19 protein-coding genes are annotated in these 21,423 nt (G+C 55.8%); 11 read left to right on the forward strand and 8 right to left on the reverse strand.

Annotated elements, in window-relative coordinates; translation table 11 throughout:
- Positions 1-17 precede the first annotated feature (17 nt).
- Positions 18-1,976, reverse strand: a complete 1,959-nt coding sequence (locus WA429_RS07205) for a methyl-accepting chemotaxis protein (protein ID WP_288348749.1) — start codon at positions 1,974-1,976, stop codon at positions 18-20.
- On the opposite strand from WA429_RS07205, the gene WA429_RS07210 reads away from it, so the two are divergent.
- Entirely contained in the window at positions 1,966-2,127 is a 162-nt protein-coding gene (locus WA429_RS07210; protein WP_170310314.1) for a hypothetical protein, read from the forward strand. The genes WA429_RS07205 and WA429_RS07210 overlap by 11 nt on opposite strands.
- Before the next feature lie 498 nt (positions 2,128-2,625).
- On the opposite strand, the gene WA429_RS07215 is transcribed toward WA429_RS07210, so the two are convergent.
- Entirely contained in the window at positions 2,626-3,573 is a 948-nt protein-coding gene (locus tag WA429_RS07215) for a diacylglycerol/lipid kinase family protein (protein ID WP_068517260.1), read from the reverse strand.
- Between the two features lie 219 nt (positions 3,574-3,792).
- Here WA429_RS07215 and WA429_RS07220 point away from each other — a divergent pair, with 219 nt between their 5' ends.
- Both WA429_RS07220 and WA429_RS07225 read left to right on the forward strand, forming a co-directional pair.
- The gene (locus tag WA429_RS07220; protein ID WP_068517261.1) at positions 3,793-4,710 is read left to right on the forward strand and encodes a UDP-2,3-diacylglucosamine diphosphatase; all 918 of its coding nucleotides are present in this window, start codon (positions 3,793-3,795) and stop codon (positions 4,708-4,710) included.
- On the forward strand, positions 4,707-5,846 hold the full coding sequence (locus tag WA429_RS07225; protein WP_287466784.1) for a glycosyltransferase family 4 protein: 1,140 nt from the start codon (positions 4,707-4,709) through the stop codon (positions 5,844-5,846). Before WA429_RS07220 ends, WA429_RS07225 begins: the two co-directional genes overlap by 4 nt.
- 48 nt (positions 5,847-5,894) lie before the next feature.
- Here WA429_RS07225 and WA429_RS07230 read toward each other — a convergent pair whose 3' ends face one another.
- Positions 5,895-6,695, reverse strand: a complete 801-nt coding sequence (locus tag WA429_RS07230) for a lipopolysaccharide kinase InaA family protein (RefSeq protein ID WP_228194380.1) — start codon at positions 6,693-6,695, stop codon at positions 5,895-5,897.
- Between the two features lie 256 nt (positions 6,696-6,951).
- On the opposite strand from WA429_RS07230, the gene WA429_RS07235 reads away from it, so the two are divergent.
- The 7 genes from WA429_RS07235 (at position 6,952) to WA429_RS07265 (ending at position 13,938) form a co-directional block, all read left to right on the forward strand.
- Positions 6,952-8,682, forward strand: coding sequence for an ABC transporter ATP-binding protein (locus WA429_RS07235; protein ID WP_287466789.1), 1,731 nt, complete (start codon positions 6,952-6,954; stop codon positions 8,680-8,682).
- 26 nt (positions 8,683-8,708) lie between these two features.
- Positions 8,709-9,482, forward strand: coding sequence for a lysophospholipid acyltransferase family protein (locus WA429_RS07240; RefSeq protein ID WP_287466783.1), 774 nt, complete (start codon positions 8,709-8,711; stop codon positions 9,480-9,482).
- A complete protein-coding gene (locus WA429_RS07245) occupies positions 9,479-10,771 on the forward strand; it encodes a 3-deoxy-D-manno-octulosonic acid transferase (protein ID WP_287466782.1) in 1,293 nt (430 codons plus the stop codon). Before WA429_RS07240 ends, WA429_RS07245 begins: the two co-directional genes overlap by 4 nt.
- Positions 10,764-11,735: a tetraacyldisaccharide 4'-kinase gene (lpxK, locus tag WA429_RS07250; protein ID WP_287466781.1), complete on the forward strand. Its 972-nt coding sequence runs from the start codon at positions 10,764-10,766 to the stop codon at positions 11,733-11,735. Before WA429_RS07245 ends, lpxK begins: the two co-directional genes overlap by 8 nt.
- Positions 11,728-12,627 (forward strand): LpxL/LpxP family acyltransferase, encoded by a 900-nt coding sequence (locus tag WA429_RS07255; protein WP_206928076.1) that lies wholly within the window; start codon positions 11,728-11,730, stop codon positions 12,625-12,627. The genes lpxK and WA429_RS07255 overlap by 8 nt, the downstream gene beginning before the upstream one ends.
- A gap of 100 nt (positions 12,628-12,727) precedes the next feature.
- On the forward strand, positions 12,728-13,321 hold the full coding sequence (locus WA429_RS07260; RefSeq protein ID WP_068517268.1) for a hypothetical protein: 594 nt from the start codon (positions 12,728-12,730) through the stop codon (positions 13,319-13,321).
- A gap of 113 nt (positions 13,322-13,434) precedes the next feature.
- The gene (locus WA429_RS07265; protein WP_068517269.1) at positions 13,435-13,938 is read left to right on the forward strand and encodes a MarR family winged helix-turn-helix transcriptional regulator; all 504 of its coding nucleotides are present in this window, start codon (positions 13,435-13,437) and stop codon (positions 13,936-13,938) included.
- Positions 13,939-13,969: 31 nt separating this feature from the next.
- Here WA429_RS07265 and WA429_RS07270 read toward each other — a convergent pair whose 3' ends face one another.
- The 3 genes from WA429_RS07270 to xseA are packed head-to-tail and all read right to left on the reverse strand — an operon-like array spanning position 13,970 to position 18,123.
- Positions 13,970-15,526 (reverse strand): gamma-glutamyltransferase family protein, encoded by a 1,557-nt coding sequence (locus tag WA429_RS07270; RefSeq protein ID WP_287466780.1) that lies wholly within the window; start codon positions 15,524-15,526, stop codon positions 13,970-13,972.
- A 15-nt stretch (positions 15,527-15,541) separates the two neighbouring features.
- Positions 15,542-16,396 (reverse strand): M23 family metallopeptidase, encoded by an 855-nt coding sequence (locus WA429_RS07275; RefSeq protein ID WP_250284809.1) that lies wholly within the window; start codon positions 16,394-16,396, stop codon positions 15,542-15,544.
- The gene (xseA, locus tag WA429_RS07280; protein ID WP_287466779.1) at positions 16,396-18,123 is read right to left on the reverse strand and encodes an exodeoxyribonuclease VII large subunit; all 1,728 of its coding nucleotides are present in this window, start codon (positions 18,121-18,123) and stop codon (positions 16,396-16,398) included. The genes WA429_RS07275 and xseA overlap by 1 nt, the downstream gene beginning before the upstream one ends.
- Positions 18,124-18,242: 119 nt before the next feature.
- On the opposite strand from xseA, the gene purD reads away from it, so the two are divergent.
- Positions 18,243-19,526 (forward strand): phosphoribosylamine--glycine ligase, encoded by a 1,284-nt coding sequence (purD, locus tag WA429_RS07285; RefSeq protein ID WP_287466777.1) that lies wholly within the window; start codon positions 18,243-18,245, stop codon positions 19,524-19,526.
- 33 nt (positions 19,527-19,559) lie between these two features.
- On the opposite strand, the gene WA429_RS07290 is transcribed toward purD, so the two are convergent.
- A complete protein-coding gene (locus WA429_RS07290; RefSeq protein ID WP_287466776.1) occupies positions 19,560-20,360 on the reverse strand; it encodes an ABC transporter ATP-binding protein in 801 nt (266 codons plus the stop codon).
- Positions 20,357-21,421 carry a FecCD family ABC transporter permease gene (locus WA429_RS07295; RefSeq protein WP_287466775.1) on the reverse strand — a complete coding sequence of 355 codons (1,065 nt, stop codon included), beginning with the start codon at positions 21,419-21,421 and terminating at the stop codon, positions 20,357-20,359. The genes WA429_RS07290 and WA429_RS07295 overlap by 4 nt, the downstream gene beginning before the upstream one ends.
- Positions 21,422-21,423 lie beyond the last annotated feature (2 nt).

The raw sequence follows: 21,423 nt of genomic DNA on the forward strand, positions 1-21,423 counted from the left end.
TCAGATTACTTCACGGATCAGCTCGCGCGGATCGTGTTTACGAAATTGTCCGTGGCACCTTTCAGGGTCGTGAAGTTTTCCGAAAGCATGCTGACCGCACGCAAGACATCCCCGGATGCTGTTCCGGCCTCATTGACGGCCGAACTGACGGTTGCGATGTTTGAACTGACCGTGGTGGTGCCGGTTGCCGCCTGTTCAACGTTAAAGGCGATTTCACGGGTTGCGGCGGTCTGTTCTTCGATCGCCGATGAAATGGTGGCAATAATTGCATCCATTTCACTGACGGTTTTGCCCACTGCCTCAACCTGATTGACCGCACTTCCGGTGCGGGCCTGAAGGTTTTCGACATAACGGGTGATTTCCTCGGTCGCTTTGGCGGTCTGATCGGAAAGATTTTTGACCTCATTTGCGACCACGGCAAAACCACGCCCGGCATCACCGGCCCGTGCGGCTTCAATCGTGGCATTAAGGGCCAGCATGTTGGTCTGATCGGCAATATCGGAAATCAGTTTCAGCACATTTGAAATATTTTCCGATGCTTCGACCAGTTGCTGAAGGTCGGCCTGGGTCTTGTTGACCTGCCCGACCGCACTGCGTGCCACATCAGATGAATGGACAACCTGCCGGTTGATTTCCTCGATCGAGGAATTGAGTTCCTCTGTGGCCGAGGCAACAGAATGCACATTGCCGCTGGCTTCTTCGGTTGCCGATGCCACAGCCACCGTCTGTTCGGATGCCGAACTTGCCAGACGTGACATGCTGTCTGCGGTTGCCTGCAATTCCACCGCGGCCGCGGCAACGGTTTCAATGATTTGCCCGACATCGGAATTGAACGTGTCGGCCGTCTGGTTCATAAATTGGCGCTGGGCTTCCTTGGCGCGTTTTTCATCTTCGATTGCCTTGGCTTCAAGTTCGTCATTGCGAATGGCATTCTCCTTGAAGACCTGAACCGCACCGGCCATCTGGCCGATTTCATCGCGCCGTTCCTGCCATGGCACATTGACCGTCAGATCATGATCGGCAAGCTTTCGCATGATCTGGGTGATGGCAATGATCGGCTTTGACAGACGGTCACCGATCAGAATGGCAATGACGATGCCAAGCCCCATACCGATCAGCGACGCGATCAGAATTTCGGTTTCCGCCAGACCGATTTCATCAACAACACGTTCAAAAATTGAATGTTCGGTCGCCGAAAATTCCGCCATCAGATCGGCTGCTTCGGACAGCAACAGACTGGATGCCTGTTCCATATCGCCATTGACCGTTTCAATGATGACCAGTTCATTTGACCGGATCTTGTCAAATGCGTCACGGTAATCATCAAACAATGTCATGACTTCGCCGATGGTCTTTTTGTATTCCGCATCGGGTACTGTCTGGTTGATTTCAATCAGCCCGGTCTTGAGAAGGCCGAACTCGCTGGCTGCCTTTTCGCCAAAGCTGTCATCCTGACGCCCGATCAGAATATTGGAATAAAGACGCGCCAAAAGGGCATGTTCACGCGCGGCCACCGCCTTTTTCAGGGCGTCGATATTCTGGGTGGTTTCTGCACGTGCGATCAATGCATTGAGATCGGAAACGACTTTGATGCCGTCGGGCTCAAGCCGGTCAGTGATCAGGGCGTGATATTCATCACTCAGATCACGGACTTTTTCGAAATCCTGCATGTAGCGATCAAGTGCCCCTGATATTTTCTCGATCCGGGCACGATGTTCGGCTGATTCGAAACTTTGCAATGCCTTGTCAAGAATTGGGCGGATTTGATCGGCGATGACGAACACCTGTTCCGCGTCATGGGCGCTTGCCTTGTTGGCAAATTCGCGGGCATGACTTTTGAAACGCAAAAACCGCGTTTCAATCTGGGCAACAAGTGCGGCTTCTTCGACCCGCAGCGCATATTCATCAACATCATGTGCAACTTTGGTGAAGCTGTAGAATGCGAATGCCAGCGCTGAGACAAGAATGACCAGCACTGCTGAAAACCCCAATAGAATCTTTGTCTTAACACCCAAGTTTTCCAAAAACGCCCCCGTCGGCGCAGAAGAAACACGCGACACCATCATACCCTCCGTGTTCGCAGCACCGCGCTACGATCTCTTTGATTACCAAGGTATCTGCTCATGACAGTCACTACCCTCCCCATATGGGGAGTACACAACCCTTGTTTTAGATAATCACAATATTGCAACTAACTTAAAGGTTTGGCGTAACATGCGAAATTACAAGGAAAAGTAAGGCCGACCTATCCAGAAGACCTGTATACCTGTCCTTTCGAATATGCCCGGCAGATCGGCCCAGTTCGGCGGATCAGTTTCCCTGTTTCTCAGCAACAGACACTGTAATTTCCAGACATGCTGGCAAACGCTGTAAAGCAGGGCAAACACATTGGACCATCCCCCGTTATCAACCGAGGGGCATCGAAAATCAGAACCGGGGCATCGGTCCATAAAATGCCGATTTACACGCGGGAAACCCGCGAAATGACGGGTAAGGTCATGGGGATTTGCAAAAGAATGCCTGATCTTTGCTTTGCGATTTCCAAGCGCGATCACATGCCTTCTGATATCCCGGCGGCAAACAACCGGGATATCTTGCATTTGCAATAAAGATTTAGCTTCGGGGTTAACCGCTGGTCAGGCGAAGTGGTTCAGGGCCGGTTTCAACCACGCCACCCGCGGCCATTGCATAGGCCTGTGGCACCATCAGCCGCACCGGATAGGGCGACAGGCTGATTTCGCATGGCAGTTTTCCTGCACTTTCACCGTCAATCTGAAGCGGAGCCGGGCCACAATGGCTGGTGATCGTGATGCGTTCAGACCGCACAACCGAGACGTCGCTTTGTTCATGCAACCTGTTTAACGTCAGGGCCAGCCCATAGCGCGACAATGCACCGATACCGTTGCCGGGCATCAGGACAACATCAAAACCGTTATCGGTCAGCTTCGCAGTCGGTGAAATGATGAATTCGCCGCCGTAATGCTGCGCATGGGTCACCACAACCCCGGCCACCCGATAGTTTTCCCGCCCGATATTGACTTCAAAGTCGCGATGACGCGGGAAAAAGATGTTCCGCAATCCTTCAAGAACATAGGCACCCTTGCCGATCATGCGTTTGAGCTTGAGCGACACATTGGCAACCGTGTCGGCATCGGCCCCCATTCCGACCATCAAAAAGAAGGCGCGCCCATTGACCAGTCCGGGCCGGATCCAGACCTGACCGGGATTATTGATATAGTCGGCAATTGCCTTTGCCTTGCGTTCCAGCCCGACTTCGACGGCCAGAACATTCGCCGTCCCGAGCGGGATCACGCCAAGTGGCGGGACTTCGTGACCATCGATCTGGGCATCAAGCAGACCATTCAGCGCCTCGTTCAATGATCCGTCGCCGCCGGCAACAAACAGGCGTTGATGGGCACGCACCTTGCGCGCCAATTCACGGGCATGGCCGGGATGGGTAGTCTGCAACAATTCCACCCTGATCCCTGCATGTTGCAAAATCTTGGACAGAAACCGCTGTTTGTTCCCCCCCGCACGGGGATTGAAAATCACAGTCACATCGGCATGGGTCATTCAGAACATACTTCCGAAATAAAACCGAAATAAATCATACACACGCACTACCATATGAAAGAAAAAATGTAACAGTTGCTTTACAGAACGACGAAATTTCTGTGAACGGGTTATAAAATCACGTTTTTTATTTTAAACCGATACTGGTTGGGGACAGTATTCGGCACCTCGAAACGCCGAATTCCAGCCATCCTTTTGGCAGGATACGGAGGAGCGGCAATGACAGCGATGACGCTGCAACCGCATTACCGCACGGTCTGGATTTCAGACGTCCATTTGGGGACACGTGGATGTCAGGCAGATCTTCTTTTGGATTTCCTCAATGAAGTAACAGCAGATACCTATTATCTGGTCGGTGACATTATTGACGGCTGGCGGCTCAAGAAAAGCTGGTATTGGCCGGAAAGTCACCATGCTGTTATCACGACAATCATGGATAAGGCAAAAAATGGCGCCAAAGTCATCTTTGTCCCCGGAAACCATGATGAATTTGCCCGTGAATTTGTCGATATGACCTTTGGGCATGTCGATGTCAAAATGAACGATATCCACGAAACAGCCGATGGCAAGCGCCTGCTGGTCATTCATGGCGATGAATTTGACGGGGTTGTCAAATATGCCAGATGGCTGGCCTATCTTGGGGACACGGCCTACAACCTGGCCATCGCCCTTAACCGTTACTATAACGGCATTCGCCGCCGCCTTGGATACGGTTACTGGTCGCTTTCGGCCTATCTTAAAAACCGGGTCAAAAACGCCGTTCAGTTCATCTGCAATTTCGAAAATGCCGTCGCCCACGAAGCCGCCAAGCGCAAGGTCGATGGCGTGGTTTGCGGTCATATCCATCATGCCGAAAAACGCATGATCGGTGATGTGCTTTATTGCAATGACGGCGACTGGGTCGAAAGCTGCACCGCCCTTGTTGAAGACAAGGATGGCAAACTTGAACTTCTGCACTGGGCGGAAATGCGCCAGATGGCCATGAGCCATTCCAGCCCCGGCCGGGACGCTGCAAGCACCCCGTCACTGGGTCTTGGCAAACTGATCTCCATGTTCCGCATTGCCCATGGCACGGACAATTCCGCATCGGGTGCGTCCAAAAAACGCAGCGATGCCCCGATTGGAAAGACTGCATGAAAATACTGATCGTAACCGATGCCTGGTATCCGCAGGTAAACGGTGTTGTCCGTACCCTTGAAACCGTACGTGGCGAGCTGGGCGCGATGGGACATGATGTTCACATCATTTCGCCCGATCAGTTCAAAACTGTTCCCTGCCCGACCTATCCGGAAATCCGTCTGGCCCTGTTTGCCAAACGCAAGATGGCCAAAATGATCGAGGCATTGCACCCGATCGCCATCCACATTTCGACCGAAGGCCCGCTGGGTCAGGCGGCCCGTTCCTATTGCCTGAAACACGGCTTGCCGTTTTCAACCGCCTATCACACGCGGTTTCCGGAATATATTCATGCGCGCTGGCGGCTGCCGCTGTCGATTTCCTATCGCGGGATGCGCAAATTCCATTCCAAATCACGCTCGGTCATGGTCGCCACCGAAAGCCTGCGTCAGGAACTGTCCGACTGGGGCTTTGAAAACCTGCATATCTGGTCTCGCGGGGTGGATCTTGATCTGTTCCGGCCCCGACCGGACGCATCATTTGGCGATTTCCCGAAACCACACTGGCTATTTGTCGGGCGGGTTGCGGTGGAAAAGAATATCGGCCACTTCCTTGACCTTGATCTGCCCGGGACAAAGTTCGTGGTTGGTGACGGCCCACAACTTAACGAGCTTAAGGGCAAATATCCCAATGCGCAGTTTCTGGGCAAAAAGGTTGGCGAAGAACTGGCAACAGCCTTTGCTTCGGCGGATGTCTTTGTGTTTCCAAGTAAGACCGACACCTTCGGCCTTGTGATCCTTGAAGCACTGGCATCGGGCACCCCGGTTGCCGTCTTCCCGGTTCAGGGACCAGCTGATATTGTGCGCGGCACCAAGGCCGGTGCCATTGATGCCGACCTGCGCGAAGCAGCCCTGGCCGCACTTGAGCTGACATCCGAAGATGCCCGTGCATTGGCTGAACAATATAGCTGGCAGAATTCCGCCACCCAGTTCCTGCACAATCTGGCACCGTTTTCCGGCGGCTTTGACGGGATCGAGGCCGTCCGGATTTCGGTCGACGATGCCACTCGGCACAATGCAGGCACAAACCCGGCGACATCCCCGGATCAAGATCAGGAAAGCCTTGGCACAGCCCCGGTCGGTCAACCCGCCCAGTAAGTGGGAAGCCCCGGGAAAACCGACGGAAAGCGTGGAACGGGTGAAGTTCTATTTGCGATAAAGGCTTTTGCGCAAAGTTCGATAAGCCAGAATACCATTCAACGCGTCCGTTCCCAGCCATCTGCGGAACGGGCGCAAAATCATGTAAACCGGTCGCAAAAGCCTGATGACCTTGCGCAAAGGGACAAGTTGCCCGGCAGTCTCGCCCGCTGTGGCAACATAGGTTGCCCATCCCGTCCGCAACAATTCCGGACGTTTTTTGAATTCGCGCTGAATGGAAAATACGAACAACAAAATGTCGCGGGCCTGCGCATCTTCCAATGGCATGCGGGCATTCGGGTCTTCTTCAAAATCAATGAAGCCGATCTGGCCATCATCGCGTATTGTCATGTTTCGCAATAGCGGTGCCCCGTGCGACACACCCGATGCGTGCAACCGCGCCAAAGCGGATGCAGCAGCAGTGATATGCTGTTTGACCCGGTCTTCATTGCCGGACCGAACATCATCTTCGATCCTGGTCTGAAGGATACCGCCATTGTCACCGATTGCGATCCAGTTCGCCCCTTCGCCAATCAGATCGGGCACAAGTACGCCATGTGCGGCCAGCTTGCGCAGGGTATTGGCTTCATTCACAAGCCCCGCCTTGCCGCCGGGCGACACCGTTGGACGCAAAAGCGGAATGCCCGTGACATTGGCCAGAAAACGCTGCAACCGATGCCAGACTTTTTCCTTTGCCGGCACCGCCTGTTTGACCCATATCCGCCGGCCATTCCAGCTTAACGGGAAAACGCGTGCGCCCACGCCCTGGGCTATTGTGTGCTCGACAAGTGCGTGCAGTTGCTCGTTCATTATTTTGTCTTATATGTCGCTCTTTGTGACCTGCTGATCTACAGATCAGTTTTGTGTCCGCATGAAGCTTACTGCGGCTTGCCGCTTATGGCTCGGCGTGCTAGCAACAGCGCGTACATTTGAATATTTATTTGAAGCCTTATCCATATAGACAGTATCAATTCGATACAATGTGGAAATGGCCTAAACGACCAGGAAGAAGCAATTGCCCAAGAACTCCTTGGACCACACCACAGAACATTGGGGCACATGGCCGTTGGTCAAGCGCATCGTCAAAGATGCCGTTGCTCCATACTTCGGGAAAATTCTTCTTGCTCTTCTGTGTATGGCTTTAATGGCTGGTGCAACCGGCCTTTATGCGCTTCTGATGGACCCCATTATCAATGATGTCTTCATCAACAAGCGCGAAGCGATGCTTGTTCCTGTCGGCGCCGCAGTTCTTGGTTCCTTTGCACTGAAAGGTTTTGCCAATTACGGTCAGACCGTTTTGATGAGCTATGTCGGTGGGCGTATTCTGGCCGACATCCAAAACCGTTTGTACGAACATGTCATTCGTCTTGATATCGGCTTCTTCCACAGCACCAATACCGGCAAGCTGATCACGCGCTTTACCAACGACATCACGGCAATGCGTGCGGCCGTTTCCAACTCGCTAACCGGATTTGGCAAGGATTTGTTGACTGCCATCGTCCTGATCAGTGTCATGTTTTACAAGGATTGGCTGCTTGCCATCATTGCATTCACGGTCTTTCCCGCTGCGATCTACCCGATTGCGCGACTGGGTCGCCGGATGCGCAAGGTGTCAGCCAACACCCAGCAGCAAATTGGTGAATTTGCCACCCTGCTTGAACAGACATTCCAGGGCATCCGCCATGTAAAGGCATATGGCATGGAACCTTACGAATGTTCACGTATGGGCAAGCTGGTTGAAACAGTCTTCAAACTGAGCTTCAAGGCACAAACCGTCAGTGCCCGTTCATCCCCCATCATGGAAACGCTTGGGGGTGCGGCGATTACAGCGATTATTATTTATGGCGGCAGCCGGGTGATCGACGGTGCCAGCGATCCCGGAAGCTTCTTTGCCTTTATCACCGCCCTTTTGCTGGCCTATGAGCCGGTAAAACGTCTGGCAAATATCAACATCACCTTGCAGCAAGGTCTGGCAGCATCACAGCGCGTTTTCACAGTTCTTGATATAGAACCCGAAATCAAGGATGCGCCGGATGCCAAAGCGCTGACGGTTTCAGGTGGCGATATTAGCTTCAAAAACGTCGCCTTTTCCTACAATCCGGAAATCACCGCCCTTCGCGATATTGATCTGGATATCAAGGCCGGGGAAACCGTCGCACTTGTTGGTCCGTCCGGTGCGGGCAAATCCACCATCCTGAACCTGATCCCGCGTTTCTATGACATTGATGCCGGTGCGATCAACATTGATGGTCAGGATATCCGTGGCGTTACGCTTGAATCCCTGCGCAAGGCAACCGCACTGGTCAGTCAGGAAATCACCCTGTTTGACGATACGGTACGCGCCAATATTGCCTATGGTCGCGCCGGTGCCAGTGACGCCGAGATCGAGGAAGCCGCCCGTCACGCCGCCGCCCATGACTTCATCCTTCAGCTTGAACACGGCTATGACACCATAGTTGGCGAACATGGCGTGAAGCTTTCGGGCGGGCAGCGTCAGCGTATTGCAATCGCGCGCGCGATGCTTAAAAACGCACCAATCCTGCTTCTGGACGAGGCAACATCGGCCCTTGATACGGAATCCGAACGCCATATCCAGGGCGCGCTTTCCGAATTGATGAAGGGTCGCACCACCCTAGTGATTGCGCACCGTCTGTCGACCATTGTTGATGCCGACAAGATTTGTGTCATCAATAACGGGCGCGTCATTGAGCAGGGCAAGCACGAAGAATTGCTTGAACTTGGAGGGGCTTACGCAAACCTCTATAATCTGCAATTCTCAGAAGAAAACGGAAACTGATCCGGGCAATTTCGGGATAATCGGGCGTGCAGTGGCATAAGCGGATCATCAAAAGCGATACGATGCGCAGCACCTTGTGCTGGATAGCAGCGGCCTATGTGCGCCTTGTCCGCGTGACCGGCCGCTGGAAAACAGAAGGCGGCGAGTTGCCCGCGCAATATTTGCGCGACGGCAAACCGTTCATCGTTGCGTTCTGGCATCAACGTTTGTTGATGATGCCCTATACCTGGCGTGCGGTTGGCGGTGATTTGCCGTTTCATATGCTGATTTCTTCACATCGCGATGGTGAAATCATTTCGCGCACCGTGGCCCATTTCGGCATTCAAACCATCGCGGGCTCCACCGGGGTTGGCAAAGGCGGGGCTGCGGCCCTGCGTCAAATCATCAAGGCACTCAAGGCCGGTGACGTTGTCGGCATGACCCCGGATGGCCCGCGCGGCCCCAGAATGCGGTCATCCGACGGGGTCGTACAGGCAGCCCGCATGGCCGGCGTTCCGGTCTTTCCGCTGACCTATTCCGCATCAAGCCGCAAGATTTTCAAAAGCTGGGACCGTTTTGTCCTGCCCCTGCCGGTGCCATTTGCCCGCGGTGTCTTTCATTGGGGTGAACCGGTTTTCGTTGAGCGCAAACTCGATGATGCCGGTCTTGAAGCAAAGCGGCTTGAAATCGAAAACGCCCTGACCAAACTGACCCAGGATACCGACCGCGTTCTTGGACTTGACGTCATTGCACCTGCCGGGCCCGATGAATTGCCCAAACAGAAACGGTCCGAAATCGCAGCGGGGGAAACCGGCAAATGAGCCTGTTTTACGCCTATCGCGCGGCGACCCGCCTGCTTGGCCCGGCACTTCATCTTTATCTGAACCGGCGAAAAAAACGCGGCAAGGAAGATCCGGGCCGTATTGGCGAACGTTTCGGTCATCCAAGTGCGGTTCGCCCCAAGGGTCATCTTGTCTGGATCCATGGTGCCAGTGTTGGCGAATCATTGTCTGCCTTGCCGGTGATTGATGAAATTCGCCGTCGCTATCCCGGCCTGTCCATTCTGGTGACGACGGGGACTGTTACTTCGGCCGAACTGATGAATGCCCGCCTGCCGGAAGGTGTGATCCATCAATTCATTCCAATCGACCGACAGATCTGCGTTGCCCGTTTCCTCCATCACTGGAAACCCGATGTCGCACTGTGGCTTGAAAGTGACCTTTGGCCCAATATGCTGACCAAGGCACAAAAGGCCGGTGTGAAACTTGCGCTTCTGAATGGCCGGATTTCGGAAAAAAGCTTTAAGGGTTATTCCCGCTATCCGTCATTCATTCGTCCGGTCATATCGGCGTTTGATCTTGTCCTGACGCAAAGTGATGACGAAACAAATCGGTTTGCCTCACTAGGCGCTGGCAATGTCAAAACGGTCGGGAACCTCAAATTCGCTGCCCCGCCGCTGCCTGCCAATGAAAGCGCACTGGCAAAGCTTCAGGAACAGATCGGACTGCGCCCGGTCTGGCTGGCATCAAGCACATTCGCCGGTGAAGAACGCATTGCCGGGGATATTCACAAAAAGCTCTCAGCTGAACAGGTCGGGCTTTTGACCATCATCGTGCCACGCCACCCGGACCGCGCAAACGAGATCGAGGCCGAGCTGATCGCACAGGGGTTGCAAGTTGCCCGACGCAGCCTTGGTCACATCATTACTCCGGGCACGGATATCTATCTTGCCGACACAATTGGCGAGCTGGGCCTGTTTTACCGGATCGCGCCGGTCTGCTTCATGGGCAAGACTCTTTGCGCATCGGGCGGGCAAAACCCGCTTGAACCGGCCCGCCTGAATTGCGCCATCCTGCATGGCCCGGACATGAGCAATTTTGCCACCATCAGCGAAGAAATGCGTATTGCGGGTGCATGCCGCCCGGCATCGGATGCAGATGATCTGTGCCGTCAGGTCGGCGCGCTGCTGCGTGATCGCGAAACCGCGCGAACAATCGCCGAAGCCGCCCTGCACTATGCCAATTCAAAGGCAGAAGTTCTTGACCGAACCGTTGATGCGCTGCGCCCGCTGATGGCGCAAAAAGCAATCGACGAGGCCGATCATGCGTGATCCCCGCTTCTGGCAGAAAGATGGTCTGGTTCCGAAGCTGCTAAGCCCGTTGTCATTGCTGTGGCGTGCCGGGGCATGTGTGCGCACAAAAACCACAACCGCGCGCCATCCGGGCTGCCCGGTATTTTGCGTTGGCAATTTCACCGTCGGCGGTGCGGGCAAAACACCGACATCCGTTGCCCTGTTCGATGTTCTAAGCGCACTGGGTCGTCACCCGCATTTTGTCAGCCGCGGCTATGGCGGCTCCATTGCCGGTCCCCATCGCGTCGACCCTGATCTTGATGACGCATCAAAGGTCGGGGATGAACCGTTGCTTCTGGCGCACCATGGTCCGGCATGGATATCGCGCGAAAGATTTCTGGGTGCGGAAATGGCCCGGGATGCCGGTGCGGATGCGATCATTCTTGATGACGGATTGCAAAACCCGTCCCTGATCAAGGATTGCAGCTTTGCCGTTATCGACAGCAATTATGGCATCGGAAACGGCCGCGTCATGCCCGCCGGCCCCATGCGCGAACCCCTGATCAGCGGCCTTGAAAAGGTCCATGCGATCATTCTGATTGGCGATAAGACCCCGCACTTCATCACCAATCTTCCGGCATCCGTGCCGATCCTGCGCGCACGGATCGTACCGGTAAACGGCGACCGCTTTGCCGGCAAGAATGTAGTCGCCTTTGCCGGCATTGGCCGCCCACAGAAATTCTATGACAGTCTGGCGTCGGTCGGGGCACGGATCGTCGCCACACAGGATTTTGACGACCATCATGTGTTTGCGCCCGATGAGTTGACAGCTTTGCGCATGACAGCGGCAAAACTCGATGCGGAACTTGTGACCACGCAAAAAGACCTGATGCGCTTGCCATCCGACAGCCGGAACGGCATAAACAGTCTCGACATTCGACTGGTGTTCGAGGCACCCGATCAGCTTTCCCAGATTGTGAAGACAGTACTCGCCGATGGATAAGAACAGCGACCTTTACCGGATGCGCCAAAAATACCTGTCCCACCCGTTGCAAGGGTTCGGGGCGTATCTGCTTTACTGGATGTTCGCCATCATGCCGATCGATATGGCATCGGGATTTGGGGGCTGGCTGCTGCGAACAATCGGCCCCAAACTGGGACAGTCCAAAAAGGCCCGCAACAATCTGGTCAAGGCATTCCCGGAAAAGTCACCGGCCGAAATTGATCAGATCATCGTTGATATGTGGGACAATCTTGGCCGGTCGGCCGGGGAAATCCCCCATCTTCACAAATTGCGCCCGGGCGGCCCCCGCATCGAAATCGTCGGTGTGGAAAACGGCTTGGCGCTAAAGGACGATGGCAAACCAGGCCTGTTCTTTACCGGTCATATCGGCAACTGGGAAGTCACCATGTGCATTGCCACCGTGCTGGACATGGAAATGATGAGTGTTTATCGCGCGCCCGACAATCCGTGGGTCGATAACCTGTTCATGCGCGCCCGCAAGACATTCCGAGGCGAACTGGTACAAAAAGGTCCAAGTGGCGCCCGCAAACTGACGCGTTGCCTGAAAGACGGCGGCCATGCCTGCATGCTGGTCGATCAGAAAATGAGCGACGGCATCGCGGTCCCGTTTTTTGGCCGCGATGCAATGACGGCCCCCGCACTTGCGCAATTTGCGCTCAAATATGATGCGCCGATTGTTCCGGTGCGTTCAGAACGGATCAATGGTGCGCATTTTCGCATGACGTTCTATCCGCCCGTTCCGGTCACCAAAACCGGCGACCGTCACGCCGATGTCGCCAAAATCATGACCGATGTGAATGCGATGATGGAATCCTGGATCCGCGAACGCCCCGCCCAGTGGCTTTGGGTCCATCGGCGCTGGCCAAATTAGTATTTGCAAATTTTCCGGCATTTATTAACGCATTGAGAACATCATTGCTTCAGACTTGCGGTTCTGAAATTTGAACCCCGGGGTCAGGAGCTACCCTTTCTTGCGCCGCTTATTGATCATTCTGACTTTGATGATCGCCGGATCGATGTTTGTCGTTTGGCCAAGCATGGCGCTTGATCATGACATTGCCGATATCCGCGAAACCGCCCGTGAAATCCGGCTGCGGATATCCGAACTTGATCAGCAGCTCAAGGAACATCTGCGCAAGGCCATTGAAGAATATGGCGACCGCCCTGTCGAATGTTCGGACGAAAATCCAAGATCCACACTTGCCGAATGTGTCGAAGCCGATGCCAATGACCTGACCCGAACGGCAATCACGATTGCACGTGCGGGCGATACTGAAGACGACCTGACAGGCGATCTTGCCGATACCGAAGAACGGTTTGCCCTTTTTACCCAGCAAATGAACAAGACCAATGATCTTTTGGCGCGTGCTGGCGCCAAACTTTACATGAACAGTCTTGATGTCGGCCCGGAAATGGATCAGTTGCGCCACAATGTCATTGCCTATATCGAACTGAAACAGGCCAATGAATTGCGCACCAAGCAGGCCTTACTGATCGCAACAGTGGCGATTATCCTGCTTGCGATCTTTTCGCTGATTTTTGCCGTGATCCAGCGGTTCAGATAGAATTCAACGCCCCATCGCGTTTGTCACAGGACAATTGGTCTTGATCAATCACGCAAAGGTCGTTACCCGGTAACTCACACCTTCACACGCCCGAAACGTCAAAGGGAACCGTCATGACCGAAGCCTATTGGCAGGACATTCTTGTCGCCTTGCGCCAGATTATCCGGGCGACGGATCTCCATTCCAAACGTGTGATGAAGGCATGTGGCCTGACCATCCCGCAAGTCATGGTGTTGCGCGCCATTGACGAATTGCAGAATGTCACGGTCAAACGCATTTCCAATCACGTGTCGCTTAGCCAGGCGACTGTGACGACCATTTTGAACCGTCTTGAGCAGCGCAACCTTGCCGAACGCCGTCGCAGTTCGACCGACAAACGGGTGGTAAACACCTTTTTGACCGATGCCGGGCGCGACGTTCTGGCAACGGCGCCGACCATGCTGCATGAAGAGTTCATTACCCAGTTCGAAGCTCTGCCCGACTGGGAAAAAACACAGCTTCTGTCATCAATGCAGCGCGTGGCAACCATGATGGACGCAGAACAGATTGACGCCGCCCCGATCCTTGACGTCAAGGCCGCCGACTGGGTGCCCCCGCAAAGCGGCCAGAACGGATAGACCGCACAACCACGCCCAAGTCCGGTCGCGATCAGACGCCTTGTTCGGGCAGGCCGATGATCTGGTTGCCATTGCGTCTGGCATCGCCAACCGCCGAAAACCTGGCGCCATCCGCGCTGACCTTTGCGGCGTGAACCCCGCCAAAGAACATGTCTTCGCGGTCCCAGCGGCTTTGATTTTCAAGACTAAGCTGATCAAGCAACGCATCATCAAAGCCCGGCTCCACCGACAGAAGACTGTCTTCGACATGCATGCGCGGCGCGGATACCGCCCCGTGCAGGGTCATGTCAAACGCATCAATATTCAAAAGCACCTGAAGCATGGTGGACCGGATGCGATTTGATCCCCCCGATCCAAGCGCAATCGCCCCGCCATCATCGCCAAGATAAAGCGCGGGCGTCATCATCGATGTCATCCGCACCCCGCAAGGCCACATATGAAACCCGTCGGGCGAAAGATCGGCTTCGCCAAGCATATTGTTCATCATGATGCCGGTTTGCGGCACGATCCGCCCGGAACTTGACCCGTTTGAGATGGTTGCAGCGGCAAGGTTGCCGTCTTCATCGACAACCGAAATATGGGTCGTGCCCTGCTGACTAAGCGGGCGTTCCCCAATCATCAGACGATAGCGTTCGCAAAGCTCGTCCGACAGGATCGCCGACGTCGCGCCATATTCCCCGCGCACCAAACCGGTTGCGTGGATGATCTGTGAAATTGCTTCAAGATGGCGGGCCGACCCGAAACCACCCAGTGCCATTTCCCGCGCAAGCTTAAGACCAAATCCCACCAGCACCCCGCCCGATGCCGGGGGCGGGTTCAGGACAAAACGGCCCTTGCGCCCGCCAACCAGAAGCGGGTCCCGCACCAGCACTCGATAGGCCGCAAGATCATCCGCCCCAAGATATCCGCCGAATTCCCGGCATTCCCGGACCAGCGCATGTCCGATGTCACCGCGATAAAACCCGTCGGCGCCGGTCCGCACCAGATATTCAATGCTGTGCGCAAGATCGGATTGAACATGGCGGGCACCCGTTTCAAGCAGCTCAAACCCGTCTTCGTCGGTATGGCCCGGCTTGCCAAAAACGGTACGGCTTTGCGCCGAAAAGCCCAGCAACGGTTCGACAATCCCCATCACATAGCGTTGAAATTCATCCAGAATCACGCCATTGCGGGCCGCATCAATTGCCGGTTCGGCCAATTGTGCCATTGGCAAAGTCGCCAGATCATCATGAATTTCAAACAGGCCGGCAACAACGCCCGGCATTGCCACCGATCCATAACCGCCGTGGAATTCCTGGGTGACACCCCCGGCAAAGGTCGCAAGACGGCTTTCGAATTCAAGATCTTCGCGGGATCGCTTTTCAAGCGGGGTTTCAACAAAGAAATCATAAAGACGCGGCGGTTCCCCGGCCGGGCGTGCCATCACAAAACCGCCACCGCCAAGGGACGCCAAAACCGGTTCGGCGACACAGGCCGCCCACATGGCCGCCACCACCGCATCGAACGCATTGCCACCATCATCAAGCACACGGGCGGCGGCGCGTGCGGTGACTTCATGTCCTGCGGCGACGGCCCCGTGCTTTTTCATGGTTTGCGTTTCCCGTTAATTATTGGCGTTTGCCGCCTTTTGGGCTTGGTCCATCGGGGGTACTAGCAATTGGGCATCAACGCGTGCCGCCCCGACATTGATCCGCCAGTCCAGATGCGGGCCGGTCGCCCGGCCCGATGCGCCCACCTTGGCAATCACATCCCCCTGTTTGACGACATCGCCAACTTTGACGTCGATTTCAGACAGATGCAAAAAGGCCGACACCATGCCAAGCCCGTGATCAATAAACAGGGTGGCACCCGAAAAATACATATCGGGATGGGCAAGGGTCACGATCCCGTCGGCTGGGGCCACCACCGGGGTTCCGGTCGGAACGGCAATATCGACCCCCCAATGCGGGGCGCGCGGTTCACCATTCAGGATACGCTGTGATCCGTAAACCCCACTGATCGGACCAAGGGCAGGCCAGATAAAGCCGTTCTCAAGAAAGTTCTCGGTAAAGCGTTCGGTGCGGGCTTCGCGGGCCTGACGGCTGTCATCCTTGATCCGGTTCATGACGTCGGGATCGGGCGTGACCATTTTGGGCGGCAAACCGTCAATCCGCTGAATATCAAATTCGCGATCAGCAATGGCATAGGCGAATTCTTCGGTGCTGCCATCTGCATGGCGAACCGTCAGTTTGGCCGGACCTTCATAATCGCGGGGGAATCCGATGATGAACCGCCCGTCCGGGGCAATCGTATCAATCGCGTCCCCGTCAAGCAGAACAACATCACCGGCATTTGTCTGACCAAAAACAATCCCGCCCTGAACAAATTGCCCCTGATAAGTTGGCTCGGCCGCCTGTGCGGTGATGCTTGCACCCAAAAGACCGGCAATTGCGATCACGGTTTTAAATGCCAAACGCATTACAGAAGGCTCCCCTGCCTGTCATCTTCCTGTGGACGCGGATTTTTCTTTTTCGCCGGTTTGGGTTTGGCAGGCTTTGGCGCCACGGTTGCGCCAGCTGTTTCAACCGCGATGTTAGCGCTATCATCCTTGCGCTGTCCCGGTTCTGCCGGTTCTGACGGTTGTGACAGTTCTGACGGTTTCGCGCCCTCCGGCCCCGACGTCGCGGCACCCTCGCCGGCTGTGACACGGGTGATGCCATCGCCCATCTCAAGATCATAGGACTGCCCGGTAACAAGATCGCCCGACTTGCCAACCAGGTTGCCCGCCCCATCACGCACCACGGCAAAGCCGCGTTTAAGAACATTACGATAGGAATAGCTTTCCAGAAGCCGGTCATAACGCGCCAGTCCTTCGGCCTCGCGTTTGACGATATTGCCAACCGCTGCCTGCATCCGGGCACCAAGATCGGCGATCTGTTTTTCCGCCCGAACAACATCACGCTTGGCATCACCGGGGCGCAAGCCCGCAGCCGCGCGATCAAGACGCGCTTGCTGCATCTGAAGGGCGGATTTCATCGCCCCGTCCAGACGAAGGGCCGCATTTTCAAGACGCCCGCGCTTTTCCGAAAGCTGTTCACGCGGACTGACCAGTCGCGCACTGGCCTCGTTCAGGCGCGCACGCGCCTGCTGCGTCAGGTTAACAGCCGCACGTGGCAAACGATCCGCCCAGTTATCGAGTGTCTGTGCGCGTTCTTCGAGCATCCTTTTGGGATCCCCCAGCCCACGGGCCAGGCTTTCAAGCGCGGTTTTCTTTTCAAGTCCCAGGCGACGCACGGCCTGTGCCAGTCGAAGACCGTCTTCTTCGACCTGCCCGATCAGGTCCATGCGCACCGGCACGGCCTTTTCCGCCGCCCCGGTCGGGGTCGGGGCGCGCAGGTCCGACACGAAATCAATCAGGGTGGTGTCGGTTTCATGCCCGACTGCCGAAATCACCGGAATGTCGGAATCGGCGACCGCACGGGCAACGACTTCCTCGTTAAAGCACCACAAATCTTCAAGCGATCCGCCACCACGCGCCACGATCAGAACGTCTGGCCGCGGGATCTGGCCATAGGGCAACAGATCATTGAAACCGCGCACGGCCTCGGCCACCTGTTCGGCGGCACCCTGCCCCTGAACCAGCACCGGCCACAAAAGAACCCGGCGCGGGAAACGGTCACGCAGACGATGCATGATATCGCGGATCACCGCCCCGGTCGGCGATGTCACAATGCCAATGACATCGGGCAGGAACGGGATCGGCTTTTTGCGATCGGGGTCAAACAGGCCTTCGGCGGCGAGTTTCTTTTTGCGTTCTTCAAGCAGTTTCAGAAGCGCGCCTTCGCCCGCGACTTCCATGCTTTCAATCACGATCTGATATTTCGAACGGCCCGGGAATGTCGTCAGACGGCCGGTGACGATGACTTCCATGCCGTCTTCGGGCACCAGACCAAGTTTGGCCGCCTGCCCGCGCCAGCACACGCCATCAAGAACCGCCTTGTCGTCCTTGAGCGCCAGATACATATGGCCGCTGCTGGCCTGTTTGAAGCCGGAAATTTCCCCGCGCACCCGGACAAAGGAAAAGGCATCCTCGACCGTGCGTTTGAGTGCATTGGACAGGTCGGATACCGAAAATTCGGGCGCATTTCCCGATTTCACAGGGGTTTCCGGTACCGGGGCATAAGGGTCGAACAAATCTTGCGTCATCAAGGGCACTTTATGCTAAAAGCCCGCACATTGAATCATTCTGCGGGATGGCGTTTGGGTCTAGCCTAGTTCATCGCGCATGGACCATCAAGCAATCGGACAAGTCGAAGGATAAAGTCATGAAGGTTCTGGTCGTTGGCGGCGGCGGACGTGAACACGCACTATGCTGGGCCATTGCGCGCAGCCCGCGCATTTCCAAACTCTGGTGCGCACCGGGCAATGCCGGAATTGCGGATTCTGCGCAATGTGTCGCGATTTCCGATGGCGATATCGACGGCCTGGTAACCTTCGCCAAGGACAATGCGGTTGATCTGGTCGTTGTCGGCCCCGAAGCCCCGCTGGTGGCGGGCCTTGTCGATGCACTGGACGCCGCGGGCATCAAGTCGTTCGGGTGTTCCAAGGCGGCCGCCCAGCTTGAAGGTTCCAAGGGCTTCATGAAAGACATGGTGGCAAAGTTCGGTGTCCCGACAGCTGCCTATGGTCGTTTCACCAATCCCGCCGATGCCAAGGCATTTGTTGGAAAACACGGTGCGCCGATTGTCGTTAAGACCGACGGCCTGGCCGCCGGCAAAGGTGTTACGATCTGTCAGACCACGGACGAAGCATTTGCCGCAATTGATGAATGCATGGTCGGTGGTAAGTTCGGCGATGCCGGGGCGGAAATCGTGATTGAAGAATTCCTCAAAGGTGAGGAAGCCTCATTTTTTGCGGTTTGCGATGGCGAAAACGTCATTCCGCTGGTTGCAGCCCAGGATCACAAGGCGGTTGGCGAAGGCGATACCGGCCCCAATACCGGCGGCATGGGGGCCTATTCCCCGGCCCCGGTCTTTACCGATGCGGTCGAAGCCAAGGTCATGGAACAGATCATCATCCCGACCGTCAAAGGCATGGCCAATGAAGGCCACCCGTTCAAGGGCGTGCTGTTTGCCGGCCTGATGATTGACGATGAAGGCAACCCGAAACTGATCGAATACAACATTCGTTTCGGTGATCCGGAATGTCAGGTTCTGATGACCCGCCTGAAATCAGATGTGCTTGATATCCTTGATGGTGCGGCCTCCGGCACGCTTAATACCGTCAAACCGGAATGGTATGAGGAAACCGCAATGGTCGTCGTTATGGCCGCCAAGGGGTATCCGGGGTCCTATGAAAAAGGGACCGAGATCAAAAACGTCGCGGCGGCTGATGCCATGGACAAGGTCAAGGTCCTTCATGCCGGGACCAAGATGGATGGTGACAAGCTGGTTGCGACCGGTGGTCGTGTTCTTGGCGTCACCGCGCGCGGTGCAACCGTCACCGAAACCCAGAAGCGCGCCTATGAGGCGGTTGATGCTATTGACTGGGAAGGTGGTTTTTCCCGCCGTGATATCGGCTGGCGCGCCGTGGCCCGCGAACAGGCATAAGCCCGCATCCAAACCGATTTTCAAAAGACCGGGTCACGCAACCCGGTCTTTTTTTATGCCCGTCTGGCCCGATATCCCGACCTGATAGCGGATATGACAGCGGCCCTGATCATCGCGCTCGATATCGGCGGCAACCCCGAAAACATCACGCAGGTTTTGCGATGTCAAAATCTGTTCGGGCGTGCCAATCGCAATCAGTTTGCCGCGATCCATCATCGCAATCCGGTCGCAGAACATCGCCGCATGGTTCAGATCATGCAGGGCCGCCACCACCGTCACCGGAAGGGTACGAACAAGATCAAGCAACCCAAGTTGATGATGGATATCAAGATGGTTGGTCGGCTCGTCCAGCAACAGGAAATCGGGTTGTTGCGCCAATGTCCGGGCGATATGAACGCGCTGTTTTTCACCGCCCGACAATGTTTGCCACATCCGGTCAGCCATCAGATGCATCTCAACTGCTTCCAGCGCCTTTTGGACAATCGCCTGGTCATCTTCCGACCAGGGTGACAGCAAACTCAAATACGGCGTTCTGCCAAGCGCCACGGCCTCGCGCACGGTAATGCGGTCAATGGTGTCGGCCTGTTGTTCAACAAAGCCGATCCGTCGCGCCAGATTACGACGCCCGACTTTTTTCATCGCCTGCCCGTCAAGCAGGGCCTGTCCACGAGACGGGGCACGAATACCGGCCAGAACCGACATCAGACTGGTTTTGCCAGACCCGTTCGGCCCGATCAGGCCAAGGAATTCCCCCGGTTCAACCCGCAACGACACGTCAGTGATGATTTTCTTGAAACCGGCATTCCAGCCAACATCGCGCAGTTCCAGTGTCATCGCAGAACCCTTCCATGACAAAGAATAAGCGCAAAGGCCGGTGCCCCGATCAGGGCGGTAATCACCCCGATGGGAAGAACCTGACCATCCAGAATGATGCGTGAAACAATATCAGCCGCAACAAGGAATATCGCCCCGATCAGGGCCGAAACCGGCAGCAAAAGCCCATGCCGGGTGCCGACAAAGAACCGTGCCGCATGCGGGATGACCAAACCGACAAAACCGATCGAACCGACAAGACTGACCATCACAGCCGTCATGGATGCCGCCACCGCAATCAGAACCACATAAACACGGCGCACCGGCACGCCAAGCGATGCCGCCGATTCCACACCAAAGGTAAAAGCATCAAGTGCGCGCGCATACCAAAGACACACAACCAGCCCGCCAAACGCAACGGGCAGCGCAAGATAGACATCGTCCCAGCGCACACCGCTCAGATTGCCAAGCAACCAGAACATGATGCCGCGCGCCTCGTCCGCGGTTGCTGCCTTGGTAACGATAAAGGATGTTAGGGCGTTGAAAAGCTGTGATCCGGCAACCCCGGCCAAAATGATCGCGCCTGCACCACGACCGGCCGGAATGGCCAAAAGCGCGACAAACCCGAATGCCACCAGTGCACCGACAAACGCGCCAAGCGACAGCGAAACCATCCCCGCCCCAAGACCCAGAATGGCAACACTGACCGCACCGGTCGATGCCCCCGCCGAAATGCCCAGCAAATAGGGATCGGCCAGACTGTTGCGCAAAAGCGCCTGTAATACGGCCCCAGACAACGCAAGTGACGCCCCGCAGGCCGCAGCCACAAGTGCGCGCGAAATCCGGTAATTCCAGATGATACCGGAATCGATTGGATCAATCGCATAGCCCGCCTGCCACAGATGATTGGCAATGGTTTGAAGAACCGTGCCAAGGGGAATGTGTGTTTCCCCCTTGGCAGCGGCAATTGCAACCACAGCGGCAAGCAGGATCAAAGCCGCCACGGCCGCACCGCTTCGCGCAAGATATGCCCGCCCTGCCCGCGATCGTGCGGGGGGCTGAGGGGGTGCTTTTTCAAACATTG

The organism is Thalassospira sp. CH_XMU1420-2 (assembly GCF_037029325.1).
Taxonomy (GTDB): domain Bacteria; phylum Pseudomonadota; class Alphaproteobacteria; order Rhodospirillales; family Thalassospiraceae; genus Thalassospira; species Thalassospira povalilytica.

Bases quoted from the DNA above. Each gene is read 5' to 3' on its own strand.
- WA429_RS07265 (WP_068517269.1), top strand. From the start codon at position 13,435: ATGACCGAAGCCTATTGGCAGGACATTCTTGTCGCCTTGCGCCAGATT.
- WA429_RS07210 (WP_170310314.1), top strand. From the start codon at position 1,966: ATGACCAGCACTGCTGAAAACCCCAATAGAATCTTTGTCTTAACACCC.
- WA429_RS07290 (WP_287466776.1), bottom strand. From the start codon at position 20,360: ATGACACTGGAACTGCGCGATGTTGGCTGGAATGCCGGTTTCAAGAAA.
- WA429_RS07255 (WP_206928076.1), top strand. From the start codon at position 11,728: ATGGATAAGAACAGCGACCTTTACCGGATGCGCCAAAAATACCTGTCC.
- WA429_RS07270 (WP_287466780.1), bottom strand. From the start codon at position 15,526: ATGAAAAAGCACGGGGCCGTCGCCGCAGGACATGAAGTCACCGCACGC.
- purD (WP_287466777.1), top strand. From the start codon at position 18,243: ATGAAGGTTCTGGTCGTTGGCGGCGGCGGACGTGAACACGCACTATGC.
- WA429_RS07225 (WP_287466784.1), top strand. From the start codon at position 4,707: ATGAAAATACTGATCGTAACCGATGCCTGGTATCCGCAGGTAAACGGT.
- lpxK (WP_287466781.1), top strand. From the start codon at position 10,764: ATGCGTGATCCCCGCTTCTGGCAGAAAGATGGTCTGGTTCCGAAGCTG.
- WA429_RS07245 (WP_287466782.1), top strand. From the start codon at position 9,479: ATGAGCCTGTTTTACGCCTATCGCGCGGCGACCCGCCTGCTTGGCCCG.
- WA429_RS07215 (WP_068517260.1), bottom strand. From the start codon at position 3,573: ATGACCCATGCCGATGTGACTGTGATTTTCAATCCCCGTGCGGGGGGG.
- xseA (WP_287466779.1), bottom strand. From the start codon at position 18,123: ATGACGCAAGATTTGTTCGACCCTTATGCCCCGGTACCGGAAACCCCT.
- WA429_RS07230 (WP_228194380.1), bottom strand. From the start codon at position 6,695: ATGAACGAGCAACTGCACGCACTTGTCGAGCACACAATAGCCCAGGGC.
- WA429_RS07295 (WP_287466775.1), bottom strand. From the start codon at position 21,421: ATGTTTGAAAAAGCACCCCCTCAGCCCCCCGCACGATCGCGGGCAGGG.
- WA429_RS07220 (WP_068517261.1), top strand. From the start codon at position 3,793: ATGACAGCGATGACGCTGCAACCGCATTACCGCACGGTCTGGATTTCA.
- WA429_RS07275 (WP_250284809.1), bottom strand. From the start codon at position 16,396: ATGCGTTTGGCATTTAAAACCGTGATCGCAATTGCCGGTCTTTTGGGT.